At 72.1% G+C, this 22,638-nt stretch carries 21 protein-coding genes, 1 rRNA gene and 1 pseudogene; 5 read left to right on the top strand and 18 right to left on the bottom strand.

Going from position 1 to position 22,638, the window contains the following annotated elements; all coding sequences use genetic code 11:
- Nucleotides 1-7: 7 nt before the first annotated feature.
- The 3 genes and pseudogenes from ACGRHY_RS21805 to ACGRHY_RS21795 all read right to left on the bottom strand — a co-directional run.
- Nucleotides 8-1,535: ribosomal RNA gene (locus ACGRHY_RS21805) — 16S ribosomal RNA — on the bottom strand.
- Between the two features lie 597 nt (nucleotides 1,536-2,132).
- A complete protein-coding gene (locus ACGRHY_RS21800) occupies nucleotides 2,133-2,744 on the bottom strand; it encodes a DNA-3-methyladenine glycosylase (protein ID WP_394637007.1) in 612 nt (203 codons plus the stop codon).
- A 14-nt stretch (nucleotides 2,745-2,758) separates the two neighbouring features.
- Nucleotides 2,759-3,040, bottom strand: a pseudogene (locus ACGRHY_RS21795) (DNA-3-methyladenine glycosylase); the annotation flags it as partial.
- A 109-nt stretch (nucleotides 3,041-3,149) separates the two neighbouring features.
- Between ACGRHY_RS21795 and ACGRHY_RS21790 the strand changes: the two are divergent.
- The 3 genes from ACGRHY_RS21790 (at nucleotide 3,150) to ACGRHY_RS21780 (ending at nucleotide 5,520) form a co-directional block, all read left to right on the top strand.
- Nucleotides 3,150-3,932, top strand: coding sequence for a sporulation protein (locus ACGRHY_RS21790; RefSeq protein WP_394637006.1), 783 nt, complete (start codon nucleotides 3,150-3,152; stop codon nucleotides 3,930-3,932).
- A 130-nt stretch (nucleotides 3,933-4,062) separates the two neighbouring features.
- Entirely contained in the window at nucleotides 4,063-4,602 is a 540-nt protein-coding gene (locus ACGRHY_RS21785) for a YbhB/YbcL family Raf kinase inhibitor-like protein (RefSeq protein ID WP_394637005.1), read from the top strand.
- A 408-nt stretch (nucleotides 4,603-5,010) separates the two neighbouring features.
- On the top strand, nucleotides 5,011-5,520 hold the full coding sequence (locus tag ACGRHY_RS21780) for an HNH endonuclease (protein WP_394637004.1): 510 nt from the start codon (nucleotides 5,011-5,013) through the stop codon (nucleotides 5,518-5,520).
- A 44-nt stretch (nucleotides 5,521-5,564) separates the two neighbouring features.
- Here ACGRHY_RS21780 and ACGRHY_RS21775 read toward each other — a convergent pair whose 3' ends face one another.
- From ACGRHY_RS21775 to ACGRHY_RS21760, 4 genes are all read right to left on the bottom strand, one after another.
- Entirely contained in the window at nucleotides 5,565-6,332 is a 768-nt protein-coding gene (locus tag ACGRHY_RS21775; RefSeq protein ID WP_394637003.1) for a sulfite exporter TauE/SafE family protein, read from the bottom strand.
- Between the two features lie 100 nt (nucleotides 6,333-6,432).
- Nucleotides 6,433-7,392 carry an SPFH domain-containing protein gene (locus ACGRHY_RS21770; protein WP_394637002.1) on the bottom strand — a complete coding sequence of 320 codons (960 nt, stop codon included), beginning with the start codon at nucleotides 7,390-7,392 and terminating at the stop codon, nucleotides 6,433-6,435.
- A gap of 107 nt (nucleotides 7,393-7,499) precedes the next feature.
- On the bottom strand, nucleotides 7,500-7,922 hold the full coding sequence (locus ACGRHY_RS21765; protein WP_394637001.1) for an NfeD family protein: 423 nt from the start codon (nucleotides 7,920-7,922) through the stop codon (nucleotides 7,500-7,502).
- Nucleotides 7,923-7,943: 21 nt separating this feature from the next.
- Nucleotides 7,944-8,735: an ABC transporter ATP-binding protein gene (locus tag ACGRHY_RS21760; RefSeq protein ID WP_394637000.1), complete on the bottom strand. Its 792-nt coding sequence runs from the start codon at nucleotides 8,733-8,735 to the stop codon at nucleotides 7,944-7,946.
- A 108-nt stretch (nucleotides 8,736-8,843) separates the two neighbouring features.
- On the opposite strand from ACGRHY_RS21760, the gene ACGRHY_RS21755 reads away from it, so the two are divergent.
- On the top strand, nucleotides 8,844-9,626 hold the full coding sequence (locus ACGRHY_RS21755) for an Rv1486c family protein (RefSeq protein WP_394636999.1): 783 nt from the start codon (nucleotides 8,844-8,846) through the stop codon (nucleotides 9,624-9,626).
- A 95-nt stretch (nucleotides 9,627-9,721) separates the two neighbouring features.
- On the opposite strand, the gene ACGRHY_RS21750 is transcribed toward ACGRHY_RS21755, so the two are convergent.
- From ACGRHY_RS21750 to ACGRHY_RS21735, 4 genes are all read right to left on the bottom strand, one after another.
- Nucleotides 9,722-9,928: a chaplin gene (locus ACGRHY_RS21750; protein ID WP_394638151.1), complete on the bottom strand. Its 207-nt coding sequence runs from the start codon at nucleotides 9,926-9,928 to the stop codon at nucleotides 9,722-9,724.
- Between the two features lie 238 nt (nucleotides 9,929-10,166).
- Nucleotides 10,167-10,811 (bottom strand): response regulator, encoded by a 645-nt coding sequence (locus ACGRHY_RS21745; RefSeq protein WP_394638150.1) that lies wholly within the window; start codon nucleotides 10,809-10,811, stop codon nucleotides 10,167-10,169.
- A gap of 1 nt (nucleotide 10,812) precedes the next feature.
- Entirely contained in the window at nucleotides 10,813-11,952 is a 1,140-nt protein-coding gene (locus ACGRHY_RS21740; protein ID WP_394636998.1) for a GAF domain-containing sensor histidine kinase, read from the bottom strand.
- Nucleotides 11,953-12,188: 236 nt separating this feature from the next.
- The gene (locus tag ACGRHY_RS21735) at nucleotides 12,189-14,714 is read right to left on the bottom strand and encodes an FHA domain-containing protein (RefSeq protein WP_394636997.1); all 2,526 of its coding nucleotides are present in this window, start codon (nucleotides 14,712-14,714) and stop codon (nucleotides 12,189-12,191) included.
- 293 nt (nucleotides 14,715-15,007) lie between these two features.
- Between ACGRHY_RS21735 and serB the strand changes: the two genes are divergently transcribed.
- Entirely contained in the window at nucleotides 15,008-16,252 is a 1,245-nt protein-coding gene (gene serB, locus ACGRHY_RS21730) for a phosphoserine phosphatase SerB (protein WP_394636996.1), read from the top strand.
- Between the two features lie 152 nt (nucleotides 16,253-16,404).
- On the opposite strand, the gene ACGRHY_RS21725 is transcribed toward serB, so the two are convergent.
- The 7 genes from ACGRHY_RS21725 to ACGRHY_RS21695 all read right to left on the bottom strand — a co-directional run bounded on the left by ACGRHY_RS21725 (nucleotide 16,405) and on the right by ACGRHY_RS21695 (nucleotide 22,620).
- Nucleotides 16,405-16,926 (bottom strand): SixA phosphatase family protein, encoded by a 522-nt coding sequence (locus tag ACGRHY_RS21725; RefSeq protein ID WP_394636995.1) that lies wholly within the window; start codon nucleotides 16,924-16,926, stop codon nucleotides 16,405-16,407.
- A gap of 88 nt (nucleotides 16,927-17,014) precedes the next feature.
- Nucleotides 17,015-17,230, bottom strand: coding sequence for a hypothetical protein (locus ACGRHY_RS21720; RefSeq protein ID WP_394636994.1), 216 nt, complete (start codon nucleotides 17,228-17,230; stop codon nucleotides 17,015-17,017).
- 197 nt (nucleotides 17,231-17,427) lie between these two features.
- On the bottom strand, nucleotides 17,428-18,072 hold the full coding sequence (locus ACGRHY_RS21715) for a TetR/AcrR family transcriptional regulator (RefSeq protein ID WP_394636993.1): 645 nt from the start codon (nucleotides 18,070-18,072) through the stop codon (nucleotides 17,428-17,430).
- A 9-nt stretch (nucleotides 18,073-18,081) separates the two neighbouring features.
- Complete coding sequence (locus ACGRHY_RS21710) at nucleotides 18,082-19,722, bottom strand: amidohydrolase (protein ID WP_394636992.1); 1,641 nt, start codon at nucleotides 19,720-19,722, stop codon at nucleotides 18,082-18,084.
- Complete coding sequence (locus ACGRHY_RS21705; protein ID WP_394636991.1) at nucleotides 19,683-20,207, bottom strand: acyl-CoA thioesterase; 525 nt, start codon at nucleotides 20,205-20,207, stop codon at nucleotides 19,683-19,685. The genes ACGRHY_RS21710 and ACGRHY_RS21705 overlap by 40 nt, the downstream gene beginning before the upstream one ends.
- Nucleotides 20,204-21,829, bottom strand: a complete 1,626-nt coding sequence (locus ACGRHY_RS21700; protein ID WP_394636990.1) for an AMP-binding protein — start codon at nucleotides 21,827-21,829, stop codon at nucleotides 20,204-20,206. Before ACGRHY_RS21700 ends, ACGRHY_RS21705 begins: the two co-directional genes overlap by 4 nt.
- Nucleotides 21,826-22,620: an enoyl-CoA hydratase/isomerase family protein gene (locus tag ACGRHY_RS21695; RefSeq protein WP_394636989.1), complete on the bottom strand. Its 795-nt coding sequence runs from the start codon at nucleotides 22,618-22,620 to the stop codon at nucleotides 21,826-21,828. Before ACGRHY_RS21695 ends, ACGRHY_RS21700 begins: the two co-directional genes overlap by 4 nt.
- Nucleotides 22,621-22,638: the final 18 nt, after the last annotated feature.

Raw genomic sequence — 22,638 nt, 5'->3', positions numbered from 1 at the left:
TCCTTAGAAAGGAGGTGATCCAGCCGCACCTTCCGGTACGGCTACCTTGTTACGACTTCGTCCCAATCGCCAGTCCCACCTTCGACGATTCCCTCCCACAAGGGGTTGGGCCACCGGCTTCGGGTGTTACCGACTTTCGTGACGTGACGGGCGGTGTGTACAAGGCCCGGGAACGTATTCACCGCAGCAATGCTGATCTGCGATTACTAGCGACTCCGACTTCATGGGGTCGAGTTGCAGACCCCAATCCGAACTGAGACCGGCTTTTTGAGATTCGCTCCACCTCACGGCATCGCAGCTCATTGTACCGGCCATTGTAGCACGTGTGCAGCCCAAGACATAAGGGGCATGATGACTTGACGTCGTCCCCACCTTCCTCCGAGTTGACCCCGGCAGTCTCCTGTGAGTCCCCGTCACCCCGAAGGGCACGCTGGCAACACAGAACAAGGGTTGCGCTCGTTGCGGGACTTAACCCAACATCTCACGACACGAGCTGACGACAGCCATGCACCACCTGTACACCGACCACAAGGGGGCGACCATCTCTGGCCGTTTCCGGTGTATGTCAAGCCTTGGTAAGGTTCTTCGCGTTGCGTCGAATTAAGCCACATGCTCCGCCGCTTGTGCGGGCCCCCGTCAATTCCTTTGAGTTTTAGCCTTGCGGCCGTACTCCCCAGGCGGGGCACTTAATGCGTTAGCTGCGGCACGGACGACGTGGAATGCCGCCCACACCTAGTGCCCAACGTTTACGGCGTGGACTACCAGGGTATCTAATCCTGTTCGCTCCCCACGCTTTCGCTCCTCAGCGTCAGTATCGGCCCAGAGATCCGCCTTCGCCACCGGTGTTCCTCCTGATATCTGCGCATTTCACCGCTACACCAGGAATTCCGATCTCCCCTACCGAACTCTAGCCTGCCCGTATCGAATGCCGACCCGGGGTTAAGCCCCGGGCTTTCACATCCGACGCGACAGGCCGCCTACGAGCTCTTTACGCCCAATAATTCCGGACAACGCTCGCACCCTACGTATTACCGCGGCTGCTGGCACGTAGTTAGCCGGTGCTTCTTCTGCAGGTACCGTCACTTCCGCTTCTTCCCTGCTGAAAGAGGTTTACAACCCGAAGGCCGTCATCCCTCACGCGGCGTCGCTGCATCAGGCTTGCGCCCATTGTGCAATATTCCCCACTGCTGCCTCCCGTAGGAGTCTGGGCCGTGTCTCAGTCCCAGTGTGGCCGGTCGCCCTCTCAGGCCGGCTACCCGTCGTCGCCTTGGTAGGCCATCACCCCACCAACCAGCTGATAGGCCGCGGGCTCATCCTGCACCGCCGGAGCTTTCCACCCCCCAGGATGCCCTGGAGAGTCGTATCCGGTATTAGCTCCGGTTTCCCGGAGTTGTCCCAGAGTGCAGGGCAGATTGCCCACGTGTTACTCACCCGTTCGCCACTCTTCCCCTCCCGGAGGAGGTTCATCGTTCGACTTGCATGTGTTAAGCACGCCGCCAGCGTTCGTCCTGAGCCAGGATCAAACTCTCCGTGAATGCTTCCGGGTACTCCCGGTCACACATCCGCGCAGAGCGGCACCACCGGAAGGAATGATTCCGGCGGGTGCGCAGCGTCCTCGCTGTGTGTTTCAAAGGAACCTCGCCCCCGGACGACCCTGCGGTCCCGGGAACGGGGCATCAACATATCTGGCGTTGACTTTTGGCACGCTGTTGAGTTCTCAAGGAACGGACGCTTCCTTCGGCACCCCTTCCGGGGCCCCTCCGGGCGCTTCCCTTCGGTGTGTTCACCACCTTAGCGGATCTCTCCGGCGACTCATAATCGAGCCATCCGGATCGTTTTTCCGTACGTTTCGAGCGCAACGGAAATGACCCCTGAATCAGGGAGTCCGCATTTGATGGTGTCCGCTCCGGGCCTCTCTCACGCGACCTGTCCGGTCGCCGTGGACCTCGTCCCGTTCCAGCGGCTCGGTCCACGTTAGACCTCGGTCGGCCCAGCGTCAAGCCGCACCCGGCGGCGACGTGGCTGATGAGCCCGGTACGGGCTGACCGAGGGCCGCCGGTGATCCAGTAGCGCCACGGCTGGAGCGTTCCCTCGCCCCTCCCACTCCCGTACGGGGACCGTTCCGTAGCGGCTCAGGATCCGGCGGACGGCTTGGCTCTCGGGCTCAGCCGGTACACCGAGACCGTTGGATCACCGTCGAGGTAGAAGCGGTGCCGCCAGTCGTGGGCTCTGCTCACACCCACCCGAGGACCGACCCGGATGAGCGCGGCGGGTACCGGTTCCCCCTCCGACAGCGTGACCGGGGCGCCTGTCAGTAGATCTGTGCCGTTGTGCTCTGCCGTGATGCCGAGCGCTTGGCAGAAGTTCCCCGGACCCCGCGCAAGGCGTGGGCTCTCGACCTTCGCCCCTCGCCGCTTGCGTGCCAGGTCTTCCCCTTCGACGACCCTGCCCGCCCGGATGAGGACGGCTGAAGCGATGCCGTCTGTCCCGGTGACGATGTTGGCGCACCAGTGGAGACCATGGGACCGGTAGACGTACATGTGTCCTGCCGGTCCGAACATGACGGCGTTGCGGGGTGTCCTGCCCCGGTAGGCGTGGGAGGCGGGGTCGGCCGTACCGGAGTACGCCTCGGTCTCCGTGATGGTGATGCTCACGGTTCCCTCGGATGTCTCGTGGGTGAGGACGGCGCCGAGCAGCTTGGGGGCGACTTCTCCGGCGGGGTGGACGAGATCCATGACGTTCATGCTGTCCGGCTTGGTATGCCGTGGGTGAAGCAGACGTACGCGTGGCCGGGAGGGCCGAACACAGCGGCGTTGCGCTCGGTGCGGCCCCGGTAGGCGTGCGGCCCCGGGTCGATACGGCCCTCGTACGCCTCGACCTCCGTCAGGCGGACCTCGAACTGGCCGTCGTCGGTCACGCGGACCAGGGCACGGCCGAGCGGGTCCGGGTCGGCCTCCGGAACGGGCCGGTCGAAGAACGCTCGGAGCAGGGGCTTACGGTCGTGGTCGGCGCTCACGCGTGCCGAGCGTAGTGCAGCCATCGGGTAACAACTGCGGGCGACGGCCCTGGCCGGTGGAACCGTCCGGCAGACTTCGGGCGTTCAAAGGGATCGGCACGACACACAGGCCAGGGCCTGGGGGAGGAAGAACATGGGCTTCAAGAAGCTGTTCGCGAGTGTGGGCATCGGCGGCGCGTCGGTGGAAACGGTGCTGACCGAGCCGAACGTGGTTCCGGGCGGCGTCGTCCAGGGGGAGGTGCGGATCCAGGGCGGATCGGTCGCCCAGGAGATCCAGGGGCTTTCGGTCGGTCTCCAGGCCCGCGTCGAGGTGGAGGGCGGGGAGGAGGAGTACACCAGGAACGTCGAGTTCCACCGTATGCGGCTCGGCGGTGCCTTCGAGCTCCAGCCGGGCGCGGTGCACACGGTGCCCTTCGGGCTGGAGGTGCCGTGGGAGACCCCGATCACCATGTTCATGGGCCGCCACCTGACCGGGATGAACATCGGGGTGACGACGGAGCTGGCGATCGCCAAGGCGGTGGACTCCGGTGACCTCGACCCGGTGAACGTCCACCCGCTCCCCGCGCAGCAGGCGATCCTCGACGCCTTCGGCGCCCTCGGGTTCCGGTTCAAGAGCGCGGACATGGAGCAGGGGCACATCCGCGGCACCCGGCAGAAGCTGCCGTTCTACCAGGAGATCGAGTTCCTGGCACCGCAGCAGTACCGGGGGCTGAGCCAGGTCGAGCTGAGCTTCGTCGCGGACGAGCACGGGATGGACGTCGTGCTGGAGATGGACAAGAAGGCCGGTCTGTTCAGCGAGGGCAGCGACACGTACCGCTCCTTCACCGTGGACCTGGCGGACTTCCGGCAGACCGACTGGGCCGCCTACCTCAACCAGTGGCTGGCCGAGGTCGGCGGCAGGCGGAACTGGTTCTGAGGGGCCCGGACGTTCGCATCCCGGGGCGCGGTCCGGTGGCGTACCGGGCCGCGCCCTGCGCCGTCCGAAGGGCCGGGATCGTTAGGCTGGCCGGTGCAGCGATGTCGCGCTACCGAGGAGGTTTTCCCACGTGACCGAGCAGAAGCGGCGCCCGCTCCCCCACGACTTCCACCCCCCGGTGCCGTCGTTCACGGTCGTGAGCGACGACGTCTCGCAGGGCGCCCGGCTGAAGCCCGATCAGGTCCACGCCGAGGGCAACACCTCCCCGCACCTGCGCTGGGAGGGCTTCCCGGAGGGGACCGGGAGCTTCGCCGTCACCTGCTACGACCCCGACGCGCCGACCGGCAGCGGTTTCTGGCACTGGTCGGTGTTCGACATCCCGGCGAACGTGACGGAGCTGCCCGCGGGCGCCGGCACGGGTGGGATGAAGGGGATGCCCGCGGAGGCGGTGCACGTCCGCAACGACTACGGCACCCGTGACTTCGGCGGGGCCGCACCGCCGCCCGGGGACGGCCCGCACCGCTATGTGTTCACCGTCTACGCCGTGGACACCGGGAAACTGGGCGTGGACGCGGACGCGTCACCCGCCGTGGTCGGCTTCAACCTGCGGTTCCACACGCTGGCTCGCGCACAGCTGATCGGTGAGTACGAGGTGCCCGCCCGGGACTGACCCCCGGCCGCTCCGGACTCCGAAGGCCGGGAGCCGAGGAGCGAGGAGCGAGGGGCGAGGGGCGAGGATCGTTCCGGCGGCCGTCCCACGGGCGGGAAAAGCCTTCGCGCCCCGTCGTCTCCGGATCGCACAGCGGTGGCCGGGCAGCCGGCACCGCACCGGCGGGGGCGGCGGGGCGCGCTCACGCCCGCCGTCCACCGGAGCGCGTCGGGGAGGCGGCCGCGCCGGCCGCCCCTCTTGCCCGCCCCGCTCCCGGGCGCTTCCTCCCCGTCTCCCGGCGCCCGCTTCATCCGCGTGCCGCCGCGTTCCCATCTCCCGTACACCGCCCGGAAATTGCGTTGTCCACCCGGACGGGCAGCGGCACAGTGGTCCCACCCCGCCGCGGGGGCGGGTCCGGAGGTGGGTGAGATGCGCGAGACGCTGGTGCTCAATGCCGGTTTCGAGCCGCTGTCGACGGTGTCGCTGCGGCGTGCGGTGGTGCTGGTGATGCGGGACAAGGCAGTGGTGGAGCAGTCGCACCCCGGGCTGCGTGTGCGGGCGGCGCGGGTCGACCTCCCGGTGCCGCAGGTGATCAGGCTCCGCAGATACGTACGGGTCCCGTTCCGACAACGGGCGGCGTGGTCGCGGCGCGGTGTACTCGTACGGGACCGGCACCGGTGCGCCTACTGCGGGCGCCGGGCGACCACGGTGGACCACGTCGTGCCGCGTTCGCGCGGGGGCGGCGACACCTGGCTGAACACGGTCGCGGCGTGTGCGGAGGACAACCACCGCAAGGCCGACCGCACCCCCGCTCAGGCGGGCATGCGGCTGCTGACGCAGCCGTTCGAGCCGACGCCGGCGGACGCGCTCGTCCTCGCGCTGGGGCTGCGGGACGGTGAGGCGCTGCCGGAGTGGCTGGCGCTGCCCACCTCCGCCTGAGGCTCATCGCGGGGCCACCGTGTGCGGTGACCGGTCCGGTCGGTTCAGTTCAGTACGAGCTGGACGATCGCCGCCGTGCCCACGGCCACGATGACCGCGCGCAGGGCGGTCGGAGGCAGTCTGCGTCCCAGCCGGGCGCCGAGTTGTCCGCCGACCGCCGAGCCGACCGCGACGAGCAGGACGGCGGTCCAGTCGAAGTCGGCGACGAAGAGGAAGAAGACCGCGGCGGCGCCGTTGACGATCGCGCCGAGGACGTTCTTGACTGCGTTGATCCGCTGGAGGTCGTCGTTGATGAGCAAGCCCATCAGCGCGAGATAGACGACGCCCTGGGCGGCGCCGAAGTAGCCGCCGTACATGCTGGCCAGGGTCATGCCGCCCAGGAGCGCGGAGCCGCCGTGGGGGTGGGCGGCGCCGCCGTTGCGCTCGCGGCGGCGCCGGATCGCGCGGGCCAGGCGCGGCTGGGCGACGACGAGTACCAGGGCCAGCGTGATGAGGACCGGGACGATCGTGTCGAACGCCTCGGAGGGCAGCTCGATCAGCAGGGCGGCCCCGGCCACCGCTCCGACCAGGGCCGCGGCGCCCAGGCGCAGCACGCGGTCGCGCTGTCCGCGCAGTTCCCGTCGGTAGCCGATGGCGCCGCTGATGGAGCCGGGAACCAGGCCCAGTGCGTTGGAGACGTTCGCGGTGACGGGCGGGAGCCCGACCGCGAGCAGCACGGGGAAGGTGATCAGGGTTCCCGAGCCGACGATCGTGTTGATCGTGCCCGCGCCTATGCCGGCGACGCAGACCGCCAGCGCCTCCCAGATGTTCACGCGCAACGCCCCTCGGCCGATCGGTGTCCGGTGCACCGATCATGCCCGAGGGGCGTTGTCGCGTTGTATCCGGGTGCGGCGCGTGGTGCGGAGCGTGTCGTCAGTCGATCGGCGGCTGTTCCCGGCGCTTGGTCAGGTCGGAGCGGCCCGCGCCGCCGTCGCCGGAGGGGGCCGCGGGGCCGGTCCCGGGGCCGAAGTTGCCCAGTGCGCCGCCGAGCCCCTTGAGGGCGTCCCCGATCTCGCTGGGCACGATCCACAGCTTGTTGGCGTCGCCTTCGGCGATCTTGGGGAGCATCTGGAGGTACTGGTAGGACAGCAGCTTCTGGTCCGGGTCACCGGCGTGGATGGACTCGAAGACCGTGCGGATCGCCTGGGCCTCACCCTCCGCGCGCAGCGCGGCGGCCTTGGCCTCGCCCTCGGCGCGCAGGATGGAGGACTGCTTCTCACCCTCGGCGGTGAGGATCTGCGACTGGCGCACGCCCTCGGCCTGGAGGATCGCGGCGCGCTTGTCGCGGTCGGCGCGCATCTGCTTCTCCATGGAGTCCTGGATGGAGGTCGGCGGCTCGATCGCCTTGAGCTCGACGCGGTTGACGCGGATGCCCCACTTGCCGGTGGCCTCGTCCAGGACGCCGCGCAGCGCCGCGTTGATCTCCTCGCGGGAGGTGAGGGTGCGCTCCAGGTCCATGCCGCCGATGATGTTGCGCAGAGTGGTGACGGTGAGCTGCTCGATGGCCTGGATGTAGCTGGCGACCTCGTACGTCGCGGCCCGCGCGTCGGTGACCTGGTAGTAGATGACCGTGTCGATGTTCACGACCAGGTTGTCCTGGGTGATCACCGGCTGGGGCGGGAAGGGGACGACCTGCTCACGGAGGTCGACGCGGTTGCGGATGGTGTCGATGAACGGGACGACGATGTTGAGGCCGGCGTTCAGTGTCCGGGTGTAGCGGCCGAAGCGCTCCACGATCGCGGCGCTGGCCTGTGGAATGACCTGGATCGTCTTGATGAGTGCGATGAAGACCAGCACCACCAGGATGATCAGCACGATGATGATGGCGTCCATCGTGGCTCCCCCTGCGTTCCTAGGATTTCACGCTGACCGGGCTGGCCAGCGCGGCTGACTGCGCCCGTCGGCGTCGCCGGCGGTTGTGACCGTGCGGTCACCGGCTATCACATCACGACGGCGGTCGCCCCGTCGATCTCCACCACGTCCACCTGGTCACCGGGGTCGTAGGACGCGCTCGTGTCGAGGGCGCGCGCCGACCAGATCTCGCCCGCGAGTTTGATCCGCCCTCCGGAGGCGTCGACCCGTTCGAGCACGACGGCCTGGCGGCCCGTCAGCGCGTCGACGCCGCTGCGGTGTTCGGGCCGCTGCGTCTGCATGCGTCTGGCGACGGGGCGGACGACGAGGACCAGCGCGGTGGAGACCACCACGAAGACGGCCACCTGGGCCACCAGCCCTCCGCCGAGCGCGGCGACGGCGGCGGCCGCGACGGCGCCCACCGCGAACATGCCGAACTCGGGCATGGCTGTGAGTACGAGCGGGATTCCGAGTCCTACGGCGGCGATCAGCCACCACACCCATGCGTCCACACTGCCATGGTAGGGCCCGGGTCAGCCGAGCGGGAGACCCTGCGCGGTCCAGCGGCCGCCGTCGTACTCCACGACCAGGGGGAGGCCGAAGCAGCGCGAGAGGTTGGCGGAGGTCAGTTCCGTCTCGACCGGCCCGGCGGTGAGCACCTTGCCCTGGCGGATCATCAGGACGTGGGTGAACCCCGGGGGGACCTCCTCGACGTGGTGGGTCACCATGATCATCGAGGGGGCGTACGGGTCGCGGGCGAGCCGTCCGAGCCGGCGCACCAGGTCCTCACGGCCGCCGAGGTCGAGTCCGGCGGCCGGCTCGTCCAGGAGCAGCAGCTCGGGGTCGGTCATCATCGCGCGGGCGATCTGGGTGCGCTTGCGCTCCCCTTCGGAGAGGGTGCCGAACCTCCGGTCGAGGTACTCGCTCATTCCGAGGCGGTCGAGGAAGGCCAGGGCGCGCTGCTCGTCGACCGCGTCGTAGTCCTCGCGCCAGCCGGCGGTCATGCCGTAGGCGGCGGTGAGGACGGTCTGGAGCACGGTCTGGTCGCGCGGGAGCTTCTCGGTGAGCGCGCTGCTGGCCATGCCGATGCGCGGGCGCAGCTCGAAGACGTCGACGGCGCCGAGCTTCTCACCGAGGACGGTGGCGGTGCCGGAGGTCGGGAACAGGTAGCTGGATGCGACGTTGAGGAGGGTGGTCTTGCCGGCGCCGTTGGGGCCGAGGATGACCCAGCGCTCCCCTTCCTTCACCGACCAGGAGACGTCCTCCACCAGAGCCCGACCCTCGCGGACCACGGATACGTCCACCAGCTCCAGTACATCGCTCATGGCGCGTTGTCTCCCATTGCAGTCGCGGCTGTCGCCTGTACCTGTGGGCACAGTCCCCAGGGAAAACCTACGCCACCTCTTCCGTGCGGCTGTCCTTAGGCTGGGGGCATGCTCGAAGAACCTCGTTCCGGGCGGCTGGCCGCCTGGGGAAATGCCCTGTTCGCCGGAGTGGTGTCGCCCGACGACGCCGCTTCGCGCATCGTGGGCGACGACACGGTGCACCGCGTGGCGGGCCTGCCGGGCGAGCACGGTGAGGTGGGTCTCACCCTCGCCCTCGGCCGGCTGCGCGCCTCGGGCGTGACGGGTCTGCGGCTGGCGCTGCCCGCGCCGGGGCATCCGCTGGGGCTGAGCGGGCCGCCCGGGTTCAACGCCCGTGCCCTGGACGCCGGCGAGGCCGTGGTCGGCACGGGTGCGGCGCTGGGGCTGGTGCCGCTGGTGCGTGAGGCGGGCCCGCGGGGTGACGTGCACACCGAAGTGGTGTGGCACTGCCTGCCGGTGCGCGAGGCCCCGCCCGCGGACGTGCCGTCGCTCGGGGAGGCCGAACGGGAGCTGGCGGAGGCGTTGCGCGAGGCGACCGAGATGCTGACGCGGCTGGACGTGGCCGGTTCCGGGCCGGTGGCCGCGGCGGCGCTGGAGGCGTACCGGGCGCGGGCGGAGGCGGGCCGCACCCTGCTCGCGCCGGGCTATCCGCCGCGCGCGGTACGCGTTCTGGAGCTGGCGCAGCGGGTGGGCGCGCTGGTGGAGATCGCGGGCGGGGCGGACCACGGCGGTGCGGTGAGCGCGGGGGCGATGGCGGCGCGGGGCGAGGCGCTGCGGCCGGTGGAGCGTACGGCCAGGCGGGCGGTGGTGGCCGCGTACAACGCGTATGTGGAGGAGCGCGAGCGGGGCTGAGCGCGGGAACCGGCCTCCCGGTCGGGTCCGGGAGGCCGGCCGTGCGGAGCGGGCGCGGGCGGAGCCGTGCGCAGCACCCGCCCGCGCGCGCGTGCTCAGGCGTTGGCGCAGGTGTTGCCGAAGGCCGGGTTCAGCAGGCCGATGACGTTGACGGTGTTGCCACAGGCGTTGACCGGCACGTGGACGGGCACCTGGATCACGTTGCCCGAGCCGACTCCGGGCGAGTAGGCGGCTGCGCCCTGCGCGCCCGAGCTGGCCGAGGCCGCGCCCGCACCGGCGGCGACGAGCCCGCCGGCCACCATCGCGACGGCGGTGACCCTCTTGAGGTTCTTCACTTCTCGATCCTCCTTGCATTCGCCGCGGCCGGTCGCCGCGGCACTCACTGGAGAACGGGCCGGGGCCGGTCGCGATACGCCGCACCGGTGACATCCACACGTTCGTATGAATTTAGGCATGGATTTCCGCCGGTGGAGGTGTGGGGGTACCGGGCCGGGGGCCGGGACGGGGCGGCATCCGGCCGGGGCCGGCGGCGCCCGCCCGTCAGTCGGCCATCCCGTGCCGGACGGCCCACAGCGCCGCCTGGGTGCGGTCGGCGAGGTCCAGCTTCATCAGGATGTTGGACACGTGGGTCTTGACGGTCTTCTCGGACAGCACCAGGTGGCGTGCGATCTCCCGGTTGGAGCGCCCGTCGGCTATCAGCGCGAGCACCTCGCGCTCCCGTTCGGTCAGGGAGGTGCCCCGGCCCGGCCCGCCGCCGGCCCCCTCCTGGCTGAGCAGGGCCCGGGCGACCTCCGGCTGCAGCAGGACGTGCCCGGCGTGCACCGAGCGGATGGCACCGGCCAGCGCGTCGGGGTCGATGTCCTTGTAGACGTAGCCGGCGGCGCCCGCGCGCAGGGCCGGGACGACGGTGCGCTGCTCGGTGAAGCTGGTGACGACCAGCACCCGGGCGGGATTGCCCAGTTCCCGCAGCCTGCGCAGCGCCTCGACGCCGTCCGCGCCGGGCATCCTGAGGTCCATCAGGACTACGTCGGGCCGCAGCTCCCCGGCGCGGGCCACGCCCTCCGCCCCGTCGGCGGCCTCGCCGGCCACCTCGATGTCGCCCTGGACCTCCAGGAACGTACGCAGTCCCCGGCGCACGACCTGGTGGTCGTCCACCAGCAGGACCCTGATCACCTCGCCGGTCACCTCAGCCACCGGGCACCTCCATCTCGATCACGGTGCCCCTGCCGGGCTCCGAGTCCACCCTCAGCGTGCCGCCGGCCCCGTCCGCCCGGTCGCGCATCGACACCAGGCCCAGGCGGCGGCCCGCGCGGCGGACCGCCGAGGGGTCGAAGCCGCTTCCGTCGTCGGCCACCCGCAGCACGGCACCGGTACCGCGGCGGGCCAGGAGGACGGCGACGCGCCGGGCCCCGGAGTGCCGCAGGGCGTTGTGCAGGGCCTCCTGCGCCACCCTCAGCAGCGCCTCCTCCTGGGCGGCGGGCAGCGCTCGCACGCCCTCCGTGTCGAAGACGACACGGGCGCTGTGCGCCCGGTCCAGGACCTGTACCTGGCTGCGCAGGGCGGCGACCAGTCCGTCCTCCTCCAGGGCGGCGGGACGCAGCTCGACGACGGCGGCCCGCAGCTCGTCGGCGGCCTCGGCCGCCAGCCCGGCGACCCGGCGAAGCTCCTCCCTGGCGCGGTCCGGGTCGCGGCCGACCAGGGCGGTGGCGGCCTGGGCGGTCAGGCGCAGGGAGAACAGCTTCTGGGAGACGGCGTCGTGCAGTTCGTGGGCGATACGGGCGCGCTCCCCGGCGATGGTCAGCTCGCGGCTGCGCTCGTAGAGACGGGCGTTGGTCAGCGCGATGGCGGCGTGCTCTGCGAGCAGGCGCAGCAGTTCCTCGTCCTCCCCGGTGAAACCGCGGCCTTCCCCGGGGAGGTCGCAGCGCTTGTTGGCGAGGAAGATCGCCCCGAGCACCTCCTCGCCGTCGGCGATCGGCATGCCGATGAAGTCGGCCAGCTCCGGGTGGGCGTCGGGCCAGCCCCCGAAGCGCGGGTCCCGGCGGACGTCGGCGAGCCGCTGCGGGGAGGCGTCGCGCAGCATGGCGGCGAGGACGCCGTGCTGGCGGGGCAGCGGCCCGATCGCGCGCCACCGGTCCTCACCGACCCCGGCCACCACGAACTGCACGAAGCCGCCGTGGTCGTCGGGGACGCCGAGGGCGGCGTACTCGGCGTCCAGCAGCTCGCGCGCGGAGGTCGTGATCGTCTGCAGGACGTCACGCACCTCCAGGCGGCGGTTCATGGCGAGCAGGGCGGCGCTGACGGCCGCCAGCCCGGTTCTCGGGAGCATGCGGCCACGGTACCGGCGGGGTCCGCGGGGCGGATCGGCCCGCCGCCCGGGAGGGCATGGGCGGTGGTCGTAGGACCGGCGGCGGACGCGCCGCCGTCCGGCGCCCGGCGGTTCGGCGGTTCGGCGGTTCGGCGGTTCGGCGGCGTCCGGGGACTTCCCGCCCCCGGACGCCCCCGCCCCGCCGGAAGGATCCGGCGGGGCGGGTACGAGGGTCGCGCGTGCCGCGCGGCACGCGCCTACTCGCGCATGACCTCCGGCTCGTGGCGGCGCAGCAGACGGGCCACCGCGAAGCCGCAGGCGACGCCGATGGCGAGCAGGATCAGCATGTCCATCGCCCACACCCCCGTGCTGTGCTCCCACAGCGGGTCGAGGTTGGCGGGGTTCTCGCGGTCCCAGGGGGCCATGGTGCGGGACAGGTCGACGGTGGTCCCGGTGGCCGCGACCGCCCAGCGCGAGGGCATCAGCCAGGCGACCTGCTCGATGCCGGGGGCGTCGAAGACCTGGAAGAGCACGCCGGTGAAGACCAGCTGGATGATCGCGAAGCCCACCAGCAGGGGCATCGTCATCTCGGAGGTCTTCACCAGTGAGGAGATCACCAGTCCGACCATCATGGAGGTGAGACCGAACGCGATGATCCCCACACACAGTTCGACGGCCGTGGGCATGATCAGGCCCTCTTCGGGCAGTTCGCGCACCGAGAAGCCGATGGCACAGATGATCACACCCTGGAAGGCGGTGATCATCCCCAGGACGATCACCTTGGACATCAGGTAGGCGGACCTGGACAGGCCCGTGGCCCGTTCGCGTTCGTAGATGACCCGTTCCTTGACCAGCTCGCGCACCGAGTTGGCCGCGCCGGACAGGCACATGCCGACCGCGAGGATCAGCAGGATGGTGCCCGCGTGCTGGTTGAAGCCCTCGGGGTTGCGCGTGAGGCCGTGGTCGGTGGGGATCACCGTGCTGACCACGCCCAGGATCACGGGCAGGACGACCATCAGGGCGAGGAAGCCCTTGTCGGAGGCGATGACCGACGTGTAGCGCCGGGTGAGGGTCCACAGCTGGGATCCCCAGCTCTGCGGCTTGGGCGGCTGGGACGCCGGTGCGGGCGGCGCCGTGTGCTGGGGGTGCTGGGGGTGCTGGGGGTGCTGCGGGGCGGCGGTGTCGAGGTCGGCGGCGTAGAGGCGGTAGTGCTGCGAGCCCCGCCAGCGGCCGATCCAGTCGTAGTCCCGGTAGTTCTCGAAGGCCGAGAAGACGTCCGCCCAGCTCTCGTAGCCGAAGAAGTTCAGGGCCTCCTCGGGCGGGCCGAAGTAGGCCACGCCGCCGCCGGGCGCCATCACCAGGACGCGGTCGCACAGCGCCAGCTCGGCGACGGAGTGGGTGACCACCAGCACGGTGCGGCCGTCGTCGGCCAGCTCCCGCAGCAGCTTCATCACGTCACGGTCCATGCCCGGGTCCAGGCCGGAGGTCGGTTCGTCCAGGAAGATCAGCGACGGTTTGGTGAGCAGCTCCAGGGCGACCGAGACGCGCTTGCGCTGGCCGCCGGAGAGGGAGGTGATCTTCTTTCCGGCGTGGATGTCGAGCTTGAGCTCGGCCAGCACCTCCTCGATCCGCGCGTTGCGCTCGGCCTCGGCGACATCGCCGGGGAAACGCAGCCTGGCGGCGTAGCGCAGGGCGGTGCGGACGGTCAGTTCCTTGTGGAGGATGTCGTCCTGCGGGACCAGGCCGATGCGCTGGCGCAGCTCGGCGAACTGCCTGTAGAGGTTCCGGTTGTCGTAGAGGACCTCGCCGACGTCGGCCGGGCGGTAGCCGGTCAGGGCGCGCAGCAGGGTGGACTTGCCGGAGCCGGACGGGCCGATGACGGCCACCAGGGACTTCTCGGGCACACCGAAGGTGACGTTGTCGAGGATCACCTTGCCGCCGTCGACCTTGACGGTCAGATGACGGGCGGAGAAGGAGACCTCGCCGGTGTCGACGAACTCCTCGAGCCGGTCGCCCACCACCCGGAAGGTCGAGTGGCCGACGCCGACGATGTCGTCCGGGCCGATGACCGCCGTGCCCGACTTGGGCAGCGGCTGGCCGTTGACGTACGTGCCGTTGTGGCTGCCGAGGTCGCGGATCTCGAAGCGGCCGCCGGGAGCGGAGCGGAACTCCGCGTGGTGACGGGAGACCTGGAGGTCGGAGACGACCAGTTCGTTCTCCAGTGCGCGGCCGATCCGCATCACGCGGCCCAGCGAGAGCCGGTGGAACGTGGTCGGGTTGCGGTGGTCGCCGTGGAGGGGGGCTCCCGCCTGCCGCTGCGCGCCGTCGTGCGGGGGGACTGCGCCCTGGGGAGGTTGCGGCGCGTACTGCTGCGGGACCGGCTGCTGCGGGGCCTGTGGCTGGTGGTCCCGGCCGGGGCCGGCCTGCGGCTGCGCCACCGGCTGCGGGACGGGCACCGCCTGTGCGGGGGCGGCCGCGGGAGCCGACGCGGTCCGGCCGGAGAAGGCCAGCCGGGGCCCGTCGGTGGCGTTGCCGAGGTGCACTACCGAGCCCGCGCCGACCTCAGACTGCTGGACACGCCGGCCCTGCGCGTACGTGCCGTTGGTGCTGCCGTGGTCCTCCACGAGCCAGCTCCCGCCGCCCCAGCGCAGTGTGGCGTGACGCCAGGAGACCCTGGCGTCGTCGACCACGAGGTCCCCCTGCGGATCACGTCCGAGGGCGTAGGACCTGGACGGGTCGAGCGTCCAGGTCCGTCCGTTCAGTTCCAGTACGAGTTCCGGCACTCCATGCCCCACAAAGTTGTCCCCCGAGCTACCCCCTGTGATGAGAGGGCTAGGGATGGTGAACGATCGTGTGGGAACTATTCCAGGCTCCGCAGCGGCACGTGAGGCCGCCCCCGCCGGATGGTTGCCGAACCGCTACGGTCCGCTCTCCGGCCGCCGGGAGGGCCGGACAGGGAGGCGGCGAGGAAGCGACGGGGAGGCACGGACCGCCTCCGGCCAGGCCTGACCGGGGCTGTCCGGGGTACGGACGTGCGTACGGAACCGCCCTGGTGCTCGATACCGTAGGGACCATCATGAGCGCTTCGCAGACCCCGCCGCCCGTCCCCGCCGCCGTCCCCGACGGAGCGGACGCCGACACCCCCACCCTCCTGGTGAAGATCTTCGGCAAGGACCGGCCGGGCATCACCGCAGGTCTCTTCGAGACGCTGGCCGCGTACTCGCTGGATGTCATAGACATCGAGCAGGTCGTCACCCGCGGCCGCATCACCCTGTGCGCCCTGGTCACCACGCCGGGCGGGAGCGGCGCCGAGGGTGGACTGCGGGCGACCGTGCACTCCTGGGCGGAGTCGATGCGGCTCCAGGCGGAGATCATCTCCGGCCGGGGCGACAACCGGCCGCGCGGCACCGGCCGCTCCCACGTCACCGTGCTCGGCCATCCGCTGACCGCCGGGGCCGCGGCTGCCATCGCCGCCCGGATAACCGGTGTCGGCGGCAACATCGACCGGATCTTCCGGCTGGCGAAGTACCCGGTCACGGCGGTGGAGTTCGCCGTGTCCGGCACCGGGACGGAGGAGCTGCGCACCACCCTGGCCCCGAAGGCGGCGGCCCTGGGCGTGGACGTCGCCGTCGTCGCCGCCGGGCTGCACCGCCGGGCGCAGCGCCTGGTGGTGATGGACGTGGACTCCACGCTCATCCAGGACGAGGTGATCGAGCTGTTCGCGGCGCATGCCGGCTGTGGGGAGAAGGTCGCCGAGGTGACCGCCGCCGCGATGCGCGGCGAGCTGGACTTCGAGCAGTCGCTGCACGCCCGGGTGGCGCTGCTGGAGGGGCTGGACGAGTCGGTCGTCGACAAGGTGCGCGCCGAGGTCCGGCTCACGCCGGGTGCTCGCACCCTCATCCGCACGCTCAAGCGCCTGGGCTACCAGGTGGGCGTGGTCTCGGGCGGTTTCACGCAGGTCACAGACGATCTGCGGGAGCGGCTGGGGCTGGACTTCGCCTCGGCCAACACCCTGGAGGTCGTGGACGGGAAACTGACCGGCCGGGTCGTCGGGGAGGTCGTGGACCGGGCGGGCAAGGCCCGGCTGCTGCGCCGCTTCGCGGCGGAGGCCGGGGTGCCGCTGTCCCAGACCGTGGCGATCGGCGACGGCGCCAACGACCTGGACATGCTCAACACCGCGGGGCTCGGAGTCGCGTTCAACGCCAAGCCGGTGGTGCAGGAGGCCGCGCACGCCGCGGTGAACGTGCCGTTCCTGGACACCGTGCTGTACCTGCTGGGCGTCACGCGCGAGGAGGTCGAGGCGGCCGACGCCGCGGTCTGAGACCGCCCGGCGCGGCGCCCTCGCGTCCACACCCCGTCCATGCTCCGTCCGCGGCCGTGGACGGGGCATGGACGGGGTGTGGACGCGGCGCGCCCGCCGGAGCGGAGTGCGTCCGGCGCGGCGGGGCCCCCACCGTCCCCCGCCGGCCGGCGTCAGTCGTGCGGCGCCCAGTGCGCCTCGAGGCGGCCGGTCCCGAGCTCCACGGACTTCCAGGAGCCGGTGAAGGAGACCACGGCCGCGGCGGAGGTGGGGAAGCCGACGCGGTCGAGCCGGCTCCTGGCGTCCTCCTCGGCCTCTCCGGCGAGGGCGTCGGCCATGGCGTGCATGCCGGGGTTGTGACCGACGAGCATGAGGTCCACGACGTCGTCCGGCACCTCGTTGACCACCGCGATCAGTTCGCCGAGCGAGGCCTCGTAGAGCCGCTCCTCGTAGACCGTCCTCGGCCGCTGCGGCAGTTCGTGGACGATCAGCTTCCAGGTCTCGCGGGTGCGGGCGGCGGTGGAGCAGAGGGTGAGGTCTGGGACGATGCCGCTGGCGGCGAGCCAGCGGCCGGCGGCCGGTGCGTCCCTGCGGCCCCGTTCCGCGAGGGGCCTGTCGTGGTCGGCCACGTCGTCGGGCCAGTCGGCTTTGGCATGTCGGAGGATGACGATCCTGCGTGACACATCGGCGCTCATGCCTCCAGCTTCGCACGAACGGCGGCGTGTGGCGCGGGGAGTTGGGGACCCTCCCCGACCGGGTGACCTCGCGGGCGGAGGCGGCCGGTCAGCGGGACAGCAGTTCCCGGAGCCGGGCCGGCAGATCCGCGAGGTACCACCGGAACCCGGCGTCGGCGGCATCGGCCTCGCCCGCGCCGGCGAGCAGGGACAGCAGCGCCGCGAAGGCGATCACGGGCAGCGCCGCGGCCCACCACGGCAGCCGTGCGTCCGTGCCCCCGGCCGCCGGCCGGGGGGTGTGCCGGGTGGGTGCGTGGGCCGTCATCGGGCTCGCCTCCGTCGTCTTCCGTGGCGTCTTGGGCGGTGTGCTCCGACGCTACGGACCGTGGGGCGGCTGCTCCATCCGGTGATCCACCCATTGTCCCCTGAGCCCGGCCCCCTAGGGGATGGCGGGGCCTGCCCCACCACGGGCGGACGCGGGTGCCTCGGGGCACCCGGGCCCCGGCGGGCGCGGCCGGGCCCTCACACCCGGGTGACCAGGTCGCGGAACCAGTCGATCGGGGGGAGGTCGAGGTCGTCCAGCCGGACCCGTCGGGAGCCCAGGCGGGCCTCGACCTGGGCGAGGACGAGGTCGGCGTGCACGGCGGCTATCCGGTCGAGGTCCAGCTCGCCCTCCTCGGAGTACCAGTAGGCGACCCCCGTGCACGTCGAGAGCAGCGCGAGCCGGGTCACCCGGATGTCGGGCACCGACATGCTGCTCTCGGCCAGGCCCGCCACGAGCCGGCCCCCCCACAGCTGCTCGTACTCGTCGCGCAGGGCCACCACGGCCTTGCGGCTCTCCTCCCCCAGCGACCGCAGCTCCCGGTCGACCACGACCGTCTCGGTCCGGCGCAGTCCGTGGGCGAGGACGTGCATGACGGTCAGCGCGGCCAGCCCCTCGACCGGCGAGCCGACCCGCGCCAGCACGGTGCGCGCGTCGCTGTTCAGCCGCTCCAGGGACTCCCTCATCAGCCGGACCAGCAGGTCCTCCTTGCCGTCCATGTAGTGGTAGAGGGTCGCCAGCGACACCCCCGCGCCCGCGGCGAGGTCCCGGATGCCGGTGGCCTGGAACCCGCGGGTGGCGAACAGCTCCAGCGCACTGGACCGAAGACGCGCGTACGAGGACATGGGCCAACCCTAAGCCAGGACGCCGAGGTCGTGAACGGCCCGCCCGCCAACGGCCGTCGCCAGCACGCCGATTCCCGGCAGCTCGTCGGCGGGCACCCGGGTGGGGTCCCGGTCGAGCACGGTGAAGTCGGCCAGGTACCCGGGGGCGATCAGCCCGCGGGACCGTTCGGCGTGCGCCGCGTGGGCCGAACCGACCGTGTAGCAGCGCAGGGCGGTCGCCACGTCGACCCGTTCGCCGGCTGCGAGCGTCCGGCCGCCGAGCGTGCGCCGGGTCACCAGGGCGTGGACACCCGCCAGGGGGAGGCCGCCCACCACCGGGCGGTCGGAGCTCCCGGGCACCGGCACACCGCGGTCGGTGAAGCTGCGGACCCGGTAGCACCAGCGGGCGCGCTCGGTCCCGAGGGCCTCGGCCATGCCGTCCCCCGCCTCCCGCACCAGGGACCCCTGGGGCACCGGGATCACCCCGAGCCGGACGATGCGCTCCACCTGCCGCGGCGAGGTGACCGCGCAGTGCTCGATCCGGTGCCGCGGATCGGGCCGCGGGTACCGCCGCTGCGCCCGCTCGTACGCCGACAGCACCACGTCCACGGCGCGGTCGCCGATCGCGTGCGTGGCCACCTGCCAGCCGGCCCGGTGCGCCGCGACGATCGTGGCGGTCAGCTCCTCCTCGCCGGCCTGGAGGTATCCGCGGTTGCCGGGATCGTCGGCGAAGTCGCAGCACATCGCCGAGGTGCGGCCGATGAGCGAGCCGTCGGAGAACACCTTGACCGCGCCGATGCGCAGCCGGTCGTCGCCGAAGCCGGTGCGGATGCCCAGGTCGATGCCCAGGCGGTACGGGTCGCACTCGTGCGCCTCCAGCGGGTGCAGCACGTCGGAGGCCACCATGAGCGTCACGCGCTGCGGCAGCGAGTCCTCGTCCCGGGCCTGCTGGTAGGCCGCGACCTCCACGCCGCTGTGTCCGATCCAGCCGCCTCCGACGCCCGCCTCCTGCACGGAGGTGATCCCCTCGGCGGCATAGCGGCGTCCGGCGGTGGCGACGGCGCGCGCCAGCATGTCGGCGGGGAACGGGAAGAGGAGGCCGCGTACCAGTTCCTGGGCACGTTCCTGGAGCAGCCCGGTGGGGGCGCCGGCGGCGTCGCGCACGATGCGCCCGCCGTCCGGATCGGGTGCGGTGCCGGCTCCGCACCGGGCGAGGACCGGGGAGTTGACCACGCACATGTGTCCGCTGGTGTGTTTGAGCCACACAGGGTGGTGCGGCGCGGCCCGGTCCAGGCCGGCCGCCGTGGGGTGCCCGCCGGCCATCCGGTTCTGGTCGTAGCCGGCCCCGATGATCCATTCGCCGGCCGGGCGCCGTGCCGCCTCCCGGGCCACCCGCTCGTAGACGTCCTCCACGGTGGCCACCCGGCCCGGGGACAGGTCGAGTTCGCCGAGGGCGAGTCCGTACCAGGCCATGTGGTTGTGGGCATCGTGGAAGCCGGGCAGCACGCACCGCCCCGCCAGGTCGACGGTGCGGCGCGCGGACAGGCCGGCGACCTCGTCCCCGCCCACCGCCACCACCCGGTCCCCCAGCGTCGCGAACGCCTCGGCGCGGGGCCGCGCGGGGTCCATGGTCAGGATCCGCGCGTTTCGGTAGACGACGTCTGCGTCCATGGTGCGGCCTCCGTGTGTGCTGCGGCGAACAGGGCGCGCAGCCGCTGCCGGAACTCCTCGCCCCAGGCCAGCGGGCGGCGCGTCGCCCGGTCGATGTGGACGGCGGTGCGGGCGCCCTCGGCGGCGACGGCCCCGCGGGTGCCGGGGACGGTGACGGTGAAGTCCACCGTCAGGCTGGTGCGTCCCAGTGCGGCCACCCGCTGCTCGACGAGGAGCGGACCGGGCCGGTCGACGGGACGGGCGAAGGACAGGCTCAGTCCGGCCACCACGTGGTGGCGCTCGGGCCTTACCGCGGGGTCGGGGTCGTAGGGGTAGCCCAGGGCGTCCAGCAGGCGGCTGAAGGCCCGTTCGGCGTGCACCGCGAACCGCGTGTGGTGGAGCACACCGAGTGCGTCGAGTTCGTCCCAGGCGACCTCGGTGGTGGTCCGGAAGCGGCCGGGAAGCGCCTCGGCGACCTTCCCGGTACGGGGTCCGGCGGGTGTCACGGCCGTCCTCCCCCACCGTGCGGGTCCGCGCCGGCCGCGTCCCAGCAGGGGCCGCGGTCGGCACGCAGTTCGCCCTTGGCCACCCGCTCGGACGGGGTGAGGGGCAGGGCGGGCCGCACGCACCAGTAGCGGGGGACCTTGAACGGCGCCAGCCGCAGGCGGCAGAACTCCAGCAGCTCCCGCACGTCGGGAGCGTCCTGGTCGGCCGGCACGACGAACACCTTCACCTCCTCGCCGCGCACGGGGTCCGGCTCGGGCACCACCGCGGCCGTCCGCACCGCCGGATGGGACTCGACGACCGCCTCCACCTCCCGCGCCGAGACGTTCTCCCCGGACCGGCGCACCATGTCCTTCGCCCGGCCGAGGTAGTGGATCCGGCCGGCGGCGTCCTCCCGCACCCGGTCCCCGGTGTGCAGCCACCCGTCGCGCAGGACGCGGGCGGTGGCCTCGGGCTGCCGCCAGTAGCCGTCCATCAGGCCGGTTCCGGAGATCACCAGCTCGCCCTCCTCCCCGGGCGGCACCGGTCGGCCGCCGGAGTCGACGACGGCGGCCCGCTTGCCGGGCTGCGGCCGGCCGATGCATCCGGTACCGACCGTCTCGTCGTGGTCCCGCGGGGTGACGATGAGGTCGGCACCGGACTCGGTCATGCCGAACGCCTCGTACCAGGGCACCCCCCAGCGCTCCTCCAGGTCCCGGTGCAGTTCGGCCGGGATACCGGAGGCCAGCACCGCCCGTACCCGGTGCCGTCGGTCGCCGGGGCGGGGCGGCTGCGCCAGCAGAGCGGCCGGCATCATGCCCAGGCAGTAGAACACCGTCACCCGGTGCTCGCGTACGTCGGCCCACATCCGGCTCGCGCTGAACCTGTCGGCCACGACCAGCCGGGCGCCGGAGCGCAGCGCGGCCACGACGTTCCACTGCGGGTCCATGTAGCTGAACGGCTGGGCGGTGTACAGGACGTCGGTCTCGGCGAGCCGGGGGAAGTTGGTCCGCAGCGCGTGCGCGATGGTGAGCCAGTAGCGGTGGCTGAGCACACATCCCTTGGGCAGGCCCGTCGTCCCCGAGGTGTACTGGATGTTGACCGGGTCGCCCGGTGCGGCGGTGTCCTCGGGCGGCCGGGACGGGCCGGTCCCGGGGCCGCCGCCGGGGCCGCCGGGGCCGTCAAGGCCGGTCGGCAGTTCGTCCGCCGGCACGATCGTGAGGGGCACGCCCGCCTCGGCAGCGGCCTGTGCGAGGGTGTCCGCGTACCGGGGCACGGTGACCGCCAGCCGCGGTCCGGAGTCGCGCAGCAGGTGGGCCGCGTCGGTGCTGCGCACCTGGGTGTTGACGGGGACGGCGATCCGGCCCGACCGGGCCGCCGCCAGCCACACCAGTGGGAACTCCGGGACGTTGGGCAGCATCACCGCCACCCGGTCGCCCGGTTCGGTCCTCCGGCGCAGGAACGCGGCGATCCGGTGCACCACCGCGTCGATCCGCGCGAACGTCCAGGCGGGCCGGTCGGCGTGCGGGAAGACCCAGGCCACCCGGTCGCCGTGGTCGCGGGCCGCCCGGTCCAGGAGGGCGCCCAGGGTCTGCGGCCCGGACACGGCCGCGGGGCCGGTGTCCGCCGGGGTGGGGGCCGTCACGGAGTCCTCCGTCCGTGCCGCGGGACCGCGCCGGAGCGGTCCGGGGTGCCGGTGGCGACGACGCGCATGGACAGGTCCACCTCCGTGGCGAGTGCCTCCTCCAGCGCGGCGCCCAGCCCCCGGTCGAGGGACTCCTTGGCGAGGGCGAGCGCCAGCGGAGGCTGGCCGGCCAGTCTCCCGGCCAGCTCCAGCGCGCACCGGAGGTGTTCGCCGGCCGGGACCACCTCGTTCACCAGGCCCCAGTCGCGGGCCTCCTCGGCTCCGAACCCCGTGCCTGTCATCAGCAGGTACTTCGCGCGCTGCGGGCCGAGGACCGCGGCCAGCAGCTGGGAGACGCCGTTGGTCACGGTGAGCCCCACCCCGACCTCCGGGAATGTGAAGCGGGTGGACTCGGCCGCCACCACCAGGTCGCAGGCCAGGGCCCATTCGCATCCGGCTCCCACGGCCCAGCCGTGCACCGCCGCGATCACCGGCACCGGGCTGCGCTTGATGGTCCGGGTGACGTCCTGCAGGCGTTCCAGCCGTTCCCTGGCCTCCAGCGGATCCTCCGCCGGGGCGGGTTCCTTGAGGTCGTGGCCGCTGCAGAAGGCCCGGCCGGCCCCGGTGAGCACCACGGCCCGCGCGCCCTCGGCGACGGCTCGCCGTACGGCGGCGGCCAGTTCGCGGCTGACCTCGTCGGTGACCGCGTTGAGACGGTGCGGACGGTGTAGTTCGACCACGGCCACCGGCCCGGTCCTGTCGTACCGCACCGGCCGCCGTTCCTGGTGGCCCGTCTCCGTCAGTGTCGACATCCTGTCCTTCTTCTGCTT

The organism is Streptomyces shinuiensis, from assembly GCF_043660855.1.
Classification (GTDB): domain Bacteria; phylum Actinomycetota; class Actinomycetes; order Streptomycetales; family Streptomycetaceae; genus Streptomyces.
This window is presented reverse-complemented; position numbering and strand designations above follow the sequence as displayed.